The following is a 6,917-nucleotide window of genomic DNA, read 5'->3' on the forward strand; positions in this document are numbered from 1 at the left end:
TTATTGTCATTTCGTTAGTTAGCCCGGTTGGCCCGCGATGTGTCCGCTTCGTAACGTTGGAGATATCACCGTCGATGACAATTCCAGCAGGGGAACGTCTCGACGCTGTGGTCGCCAAGGCCGTCACCGGCGACCACAACGCATTGAGGGAGGTGCTGGAGACCATCCGTCCGATCGTCGTGCGATATTGCCGAGCGCGTGTCGGCACCGTCGATCGGGGTGGCCTGTCAGCGGATGACGTGGCGCAGGAGGTGTGCTTGGCGACTATCACGGCGCTGCCGCGTTATCGCGATCGCGGGCGTCCATTCCTGGCCTTCCTGTACGGCATCGCGGCCCACAAGGTCGCCGATGCCCACCGCGCTGCCGGACGCGATCTCGCCTATCCCACCGAATCGATTCCCGATCGCTGGTCGAACGATGCGGGGCCCGAACAGCTTGCGATCGAAGCGGATTCGGTGAGCCGGATGAGCGAACTGCTCGAGATCCTGCCCGCCAAGCAACGCGAGATCCTGATCCTGCGCGTCGTCGTCGGCCTGTCCGCCGAGGAGACCGCGACCGCCGTCGGCAGCACCACCGGGGCCGTCCGAGTTGCCCAGCACCGCGCGCTGTCGCGGCTGAAATCCGAGATGATCGCGGCAGGTGACTGTGCCTGACTCCCTGGACGAATTCGCCCGCACCGACCTGCTGCTCGATGCGCTGGCCCAGCGCCGGCCGGTCTCCGGGAGCCAGGTCGAGGATCCCGACGACCCTGATTTTCAGGTGCTCACCACACTGCTGGAGGACTGGCGCGACAACCTGAGGTGGCCGCCGGCCAGCGCCCTGGTGACGCCCGAAGAGGCCGTCAACGCGTTGCGCACCGGACTGGCCGAACGGCGGCGCGGCCATCGCGGACTGGCCGTCGTCGGATCGGTGGCCGCGGCGCTGATGGTGCTCAGCGGCTTCGGCGCCATGGTGGTCGAGGCCCGGCCCGGCGGCACCCTGTACGGGCTGCACGCGATGTTCTTCGACCAGCCGCAGGTCCACGAAAAGCAGGAGATGCTGGCCGCCAAGGCCGATCTGGCGAAGGTGCAGGAATCGATCGACCGCGGCCAGTGGGACCAGGCCAAGAATCAGCTGACCGAGGTGAGCAGCCTGGTGGCCTCGATCGACGACCCGGCCAGCAAACAGGAACTGACCGACCAGCTGAAGCTGTTGAACGCGAAGGTCGACGCGCGCGACCCGAACGCTACGCTCCCAGTCGCCCCGCCTCCCGCGGCGCCGGTCGGCCCGGCCTCCGCCGCGATCCCCGCGGCGCCACCCGCACCGCTGACGCCGCCGGCCGCGCCGAGCCCGCAGCCGAGTCCGTCAGTGGGTAAGCATCACCATCACGGCCGGACGCCACCGCCGGTGGCGCCGCTGATTCCGAATCAGTGAGCCGCTAAATCAGTGCCGGCGGTGGAAACCGTCGGCGTCCGAGGTCGCTTCGTTGAGCGACGCGTCGGCATACCCGCGGCAGTAGTCCCACGTGACGTAGGCGTCCGGCTCGGGGTCATAGGCGGGCTCGTGCGGGCGCACGGTGCCGTCGATCAGCAGCTGCAGCAGGTTGGCCCGGAGCATGTCCCAGTCGTGGTAGTGATCCTGCTGACATTCGTCGCAGCAGACCACCAGTCCGCGAATACCCTTGTGCGCCAGCAGCGCTTCGTACACGGCCAGATCGGCGAGGTCGGCCTCGACGGCCATTCGCTCTTGCTGATCCAGGGGCTGGCCTGGCTCGACGGCTTCCAGGGCCGCCGACGGATCACAGGGGTCGTCGGCGAAAGGGTCGGGCGGCAAACCCGGTGGGAGGTGGTCGCGCACGCCTCTAGCCTACGCAGCCCGCCCCGGATAACGCCAGCAGGCGGCTACTCGCCATGCCGGATGGTTCCGTCGCGCCGTTTGGTGCGCGCGGCGCGCCCGAGCAAGCGGACGGCAGGGACAGGCAAGCCGATAGGATGGTTCTCTCACGCCGCATCGTATGGAGGGCCCCTCTGATGACCCGTGGCACGTCCCACCTGGAAGACAGCTCTGACCTCGTCGGCAGTGCGTATGTGCGGGTGGGTGGCCTGGTCGACGACCCGGTGCCCACCGGGGGTGACAACCCGCACAAGATCGCCATGCTCGGGCTGACGTTCGACGACGTCTTGCTGCTGCCCGCGGCCTCCGACGTGGTGCCCGCCACCGCGGACACCTCCAGCCAGCTGACCAAGAAGATCAGGCTCAAAGTGCCGCTGGTCAGCTCGGCGATGGACACGGTCACCGAGTCGCGGATGGCCATCGCGATGGCCCGGGCCGGCGGCATGGGTGTCCTGCACCGCAACCTGCCGGTGGCCGAGCAGGCCGGCCAGGTCGAAATGGTCAAACGCTCGGAGGCCGGGATGGTCACCGACCCGGTCACCTGCCGCCCGGACAACACCCTGGCCCAGGTCGACGCGATGTGCGCACGGTTCCGCATCTCCGGCCTGCCGGTGGTCGACGAGTCGGGCGCCCTGGTCGGCATCATCACCAACCGCGACATGCGGTTCGAGGTCGACCAGACCAAGAAGGTGGCCGAGGTGATGACCAAGGCCCCGCTGATCACCGCTCAGGAGGGCGTGTCCGCCGACGCGGCGCTGGGGCTGTTGCGCCGCCACAAGATCGAGAAGCTGCCCATCGTGGACGGCCACGGCCGGCTGACCGGGCTGATCACCGTCAAGGACTTCGTCAAGACGGAACAGCATCCCCTGGCCACCAAGGACAGCGACGGCAGGCTGCTGGTCGGCGCCGCCGTGGGTGTCGGCGGTGACGCGTGGGTCCGGGCGATGATGCTGGTGGACGCCGGGGTCGACGTGCTGATCGTGGACACCGCGCACGCGCACAACCGGCTGGTGCTCGACATGGTCGGCAAGCTCAAGGCCGAGGTGGGCGAGAAGGTCGAGGTGATCGGCGGCAACGTCGCCACCCGCTCGGCGGCCGCGGCCCTGGTCGCCGCCGGCGCCGACGCGGTGAAGGTGGGCGTCGGGCCGGGCTCGATCTGCACCACGCGGGTGGTCGCCGGCGTCGGCGCGCCACAGATCACCGCGATTCTGGAGGCGGTCGCGGCGTGCGGCCCGGCGGGCGTGCCGGTGATCGCCGACGGCGGCCTGCAGTACTCCGGTGACATCGCCAAGGCGCTGGCCGCCGGCGCGTCGACGGCCATGCTCGGCTCGTTGCTGGCCGGCACCGCCGAGGCCCCCGGCGAGCTGATCTTCGTCAACGGCAAGCAGTTCAAGAGCTACCGCGGGATGGGGTCGCTGGGCGCCATGGCCGGACGCGGCTCGGGCAGCGGGAAGTCGTATTCCAAGGACCGCTACTTCGCCGACGACGCGCTCTCCGAAGACAAACTGGTGCCCGAGGGCATCGAGGGCCGGGTGCCCTTCCGCGGCCCGCTGTCCTCGGTGATCCACCAGCTGACCGGCGGCCTGCGCGCCGCGATGGGCTACACCGGCTCGCCGAGCATCGAGGCGCTGCAGCAGGCGCAGTTCGTCCGGATCACGGCGGCCGGGCTGCGGGAGAGCCACCCGCACGACGTCGCCATGACGGTCGAAGCCCCCAACTACTACGCACGCTGAGGCCGGAGATGGTCGAGATCGGGATGGGCCGCGTCGCCCGGCGCAGCTATGAACTGAGCGAAGTCAGCATCGTCGCGTCCCGGCGCACCCGCTCCTCGCAGGACGTCTCGACCGCCTGGCAGCTGGACGCCTACCGGTTCGAGATTCCGGTGCTCGCGCATCCGACCGACGCGCTGGTGTCGCCGGAGTTCGCGATCGAGCTCGGCAAGCTCGGCGGCCTGGGCGTGCTCAACGGTGAGGGACTGATCGGGCGCCACGCCGACGTCGAGGCCAAGATCGCCCAACTCGTCGAGGCGGCCAGCAAGGAGCCCGAGCCCTCGGCGGCCATCCGGCTGCTGCAGGAGTTCCACGCGGCCCCGCTGAACCCGGACCTGCTGGGCTCCGCGATCGCCCGGATCCGCGACGCCGGCGTCACCACCGCCGTGCGGGTCAGCCCGCAGAACGCCCAGGCGCTGACGCCGGTGCTGGTGCAGGCCGGCATCGACCTGCTGGTCATCCAGGGCACCATCGTCTCGGCCGAAAGGGTGGCCCAAGACAGGGATGGAGCCGGGGAACCGCTGAACCTCAAGACCTTCATCTCCGAGCTCGACGTGCCGGTGGTCGCCGGCGGCGTGCAGGACCACCGCACCGCGCTGCACCTGATGCGCACCGGCGCCGCCGGCGTGATCGTCGGCTACGGCGCGACCAGGGGAGTGACCACCAGCGACGAGGTGCTGGGCATCAGCGTGCCGATGGCCACCGCGATCGCCGACGCCGCCGCCGCGCGGCGCGAATACCTCGACGAGACCGGCGGCCGCTACGTGCACGTGCTGGCCGACGGCGACATCCACACCTCCGGCGAGCTGGCGAAGGCCATCGCCTGCGGGGCCGACGCGGTGGTGCTGGGCACGCCGCTGGCCGAGTCCGCCGAGGCGCTGGGCGAGGGCTGGTTCTGGCCCGCCGCCGCGGCGCACCCCTCGCTGCCGCGCGGGGCGCTGCTGCAGATCGCCGTCGGTGAGCGCCCGCCGCTGCAGCAGGTGCTCAACGGACCGTCCGACGATCCGTTCGGCAGCCTCAACCTGGTCGGCGGCCTGCGGCGGTCGATGGCCAAGGCCGGCTATTGCGACCTCAAGGAGTTCCAGAAGGTCGGCCTGACCGTCGGTAGCTAGCCCGGTGAGGGTCGCTGGCTTGTTACCCGCCGGTAAGGCCATACTGGTGCGATGAAGCCGGATTACGACGTACTGATCATCGGTTCGGGTTTCGGGGGCAGCGTCAGCGCGTTGCGGCTGACCGAAAAGGGCTACCGCGTCGGCGTATTGGAGGCCGGGCGGCGATACGCCGACGAGGATTTCGCCGAGACGTCCTGGGATCTGCGCAAGTTTCTGTGGGCGCCGAGGCTGGGCTGTTACGGCATCCAGCGGATCCACCCCCTGAAGAACGTGCTGATCCTGGCGGGCGCCGGGGTGGGCGGCGGCTCGCTGAACTACGCCAACACCCTGTACGTGCCGCCGGAGCCGTTCTTCAAAGACCAGCAGTGGGCGCACATCACGGACTGGCGCGACGAGCTGATGCCGCACTACGAGCAGGCCAAGCGGATGCTCGGCGTGGTGGAGAACCCGACCTTCACCGACGCCGACCGGATCGTCAAACAGGTGGCGGACGAGATGGGCTGCGGCGACACGTTCGTGCCGACTCCCGTCGGCGTGTTCTTCGGCCCCGACGGCACCAAGGCCCCCGGCAAGACCGTGCCGGACCCCTACTTCGGTGGCGCGGGGCCGGAGCGCACCGGCTGCCTGGAATGTGGTTGCTGCATGACCGGTTGTCGTTACGGCGCCAAGAACACCCTGCTGAAGAACTACCTGGCTCTCGCGGAATCTGCTGGGGCGCAGGTGATCCCGATGACCACGGTCAAGCGTTTCGAGCAGCGTCCTGATGGCCTGTGGGAGGTTCGCACCGTGCGCACCGGCAGTTGGCTGCGCCGCGACCGGCGCACCTACACCGCCAAGCAGGTGATCCTGGCCGCCGGCACCTGGGGCACCCAACACCTGCTGTTCAAGATGCGCGATCAGGGTCTGCTGCCGCGGCTGTCGGATCGGCTGGGCGTGCTCACCCGCACCAACTCCGAGTCCATCGTCGGCGCCGGGAAGCTTGAGGTCGACCCGAACCTCGACCTGACGCACGGGGTGGCGATCACCTCGTCGATCCACCCGACGCCGGACACCCACATCGAGCCGGTCCGCTACGGCAAGGGCTCCAACGCGATGGGGCTGCTGCAGACGCTGATGACCGACGGAACCGGCCCCGAAGGCAGCGACGTGCCGCGCTGGAAGCAACTGTTGGACCAGGCCCGCGAGGATCCGCGTCGCATGATGCGGTTGCTCAACGTCCGTCAGTGGAGCGAACGCACGCTGATCGCCCTGGTCATGCAGCACCTGGACAACTCCATCACCACCTACACCAAACGCGGCAGGCTGGGCATCCGCTGGTACACCAGCAAGCAGGGCCACGGCGAGCCGAACCCGACCTGGATCCCGGTCGGGAATCAGGTCACCCGGCGCATCGCCGACAAGATCGACGCCGTGGCCGGCGGCACCTGGGGAGAGCTGTTCAACATCCCGCTGACCGCGCATTTCCTCGGCGGCGCCGTGATCGGCGACAACGCCGAGCATGGGGTGATCGACCCGTATCACCGGGTCTACGGCTACCCGACGCTGTTCGTGGTGGACGGCGCGGCGATCTCGGCGAACCTGGGCGTCAACCCCTCGCTGTCAATCACCGCCCAGGCCGAGCGGGCCGCGTCGTTGTGGCCGAATGCCGGTGAGGACGACCAGCGCCCGGCGCAGAGCCAGCCGTATCGCCGGCTGGAGCCGATCCCGCCCAAGGCGCCCGTCGTCCCGGCCACCGCGCCCGGCGCGCTGCGCTGGTTGCCGAGCAATCACATCAGCTCCACCGCCGACGCCAGTTAACTCGTGACGATCGCGAGCGCGGCGTAGCCGGGCGCTGCGGGTCGTCACCATTAACTCGCCAGCGCCTGAAGCGGCGCGCCGCTGACCACCCGGCTGCGCTCGCCGCGCACGTTGACCGGGACGTCGCCCATCAGGGTGATGCGGTGCATCAGCCGGGGCTGGTTGTCGTAGTCGTCGACCGCCCGGTGCTGGGTGGCGCGGTTGTCCCACATGGCGACGTCGCCGTGCGCCCAGTTCCAGCCAATGGTGTTCTCCGGCACGGTGATTCGCCGCTGCAGCAGCTCCAGGAGGGCGGTTGACTCGTGGCTGTCCAGGCCGACGAAGCCGCGCACGAAGTCACCGGCCACCAGGGTGCGTTCGCCGGTCT

The 6,917-nt window shown here is 69.4% G+C and carries 7 protein-coding genes; 5 read left to right on the forward strand and 2 right to left on the reverse strand.

Annotated elements, in window-relative coordinates:
- Window positions 1–74: 74 nt before the first annotated feature.
- Both A9W96_RS17505 and A9W96_RS17510 read left to right on the forward strand, forming a co-directional pair.
- Complete coding sequence (locus A9W96_RS17505; RefSeq protein WP_066881061.1) at window positions 75–653, forward strand: sigma-70 family RNA polymerase sigma factor; 579 nt, start codon at window positions 75–77, stop codon at window positions 651–653.
- Complete coding sequence (locus tag A9W96_RS17510; RefSeq protein ID WP_197499549.1) at window positions 640–1,413, forward strand: anti-sigma-D factor RsdA; 774 nt, start codon at window positions 640–642, stop codon at window positions 1,411–1,413. Before A9W96_RS17505 ends, A9W96_RS17510 begins: the two co-directional genes overlap by 14 nt.
- A 9-nt stretch (window positions 1,414–1,422) precedes the next feature.
- On the opposite strand, the gene A9W96_RS17515 is transcribed toward A9W96_RS17510, so the two are convergent.
- Window positions 1,423–1,836 carry a DUF5319 domain-containing protein gene (locus tag A9W96_RS17515; protein ID WP_007773416.1) on the reverse strand — a complete coding sequence of 138 codons (414 nt, stop codon included), beginning with the start codon at window positions 1,834–1,836 and terminating at the stop codon, window positions 1,423–1,425.
- Between the two features lie 173 nt (window positions 1,837–2,009).
- Here A9W96_RS17515 and guaB point away from each other — a divergent pair, with 173 nt between their 5' ends.
- The 3 genes from guaB to A9W96_RS17530 are packed head-to-tail and all read left to right on the forward strand — an operon-like array spanning window position 2,010 to window position 6,550.
- Entirely contained in the window at window positions 2,010–3,605 is a 1,596-nt protein-coding gene (guaB, locus tag A9W96_RS17520; protein ID WP_065028373.1) for an IMP dehydrogenase, read from the forward strand.
- 8 nt (window positions 3,606–3,613) lie between these two features.
- Window positions 3,614–4,753, forward strand: a complete 1,140-nt coding sequence (locus A9W96_RS17525; protein ID WP_066866872.1) for a GuaB3 family IMP dehydrogenase-related protein — start codon at window positions 3,614–3,616, stop codon at window positions 4,751–4,753.
- A 51-nt stretch (window positions 4,754–4,804) separates the two neighbouring features.
- Window positions 4,805–6,550 (forward strand): GMC oxidoreductase, encoded by a 1,746-nt coding sequence (locus tag A9W96_RS17530; RefSeq protein WP_067141594.1) that lies wholly within the window; start codon window positions 4,805–4,807, stop codon window positions 6,548–6,550.
- A 50-nt stretch (window positions 6,551–6,600) separates the two neighbouring features.
- On the opposite strand, the gene A9W96_RS17535 is transcribed toward A9W96_RS17530, so the two are convergent.
- A partial coding sequence (locus tag A9W96_RS17535) for a TauD/TfdA family dioxygenase (protein WP_197499550.1) occupies window positions 6,601–6,917 on the reverse strand: 317 nt, incomplete at its 5' end.

It is taken from the genome of Mycobacterium sp. 1245852.3, from assembly GCF_001669335.1.
GTDB lineage: Bacteria > Actinomycetota > Actinomycetes > Mycobacteriales > Mycobacteriaceae > Mycobacterium > Mycobacterium europaeum_A.

Excerpts from the sequence above, each read along its gene's own strand:
- A9W96_RS17530 (WP_067141594.1), top strand. The coding sequence starts at position 4,805 with ATGAAGCCGGATTACGACGTACTGATCATCGGTTCGGGTTTCGGGGGC.
- A9W96_RS17505 (WP_066881061.1), top strand. The coding sequence starts at position 75 with ATGACAATTCCAGCAGGGGAACGTCTCGACGCTGTGGTCGCCAAGGCC.
- A9W96_RS17525 (WP_066866872.1), top strand. The coding sequence starts at position 3,614 with ATGGTCGAGATCGGGATGGGCCGCGTCGCCCGGCGCAGCTATGAACTG.
- guaB (WP_065028373.1), top strand. The coding sequence starts at position 2,010 with ATGACCCGTGGCACGTCCCACCTGGAAGACAGCTCTGACCTCGTCGGC.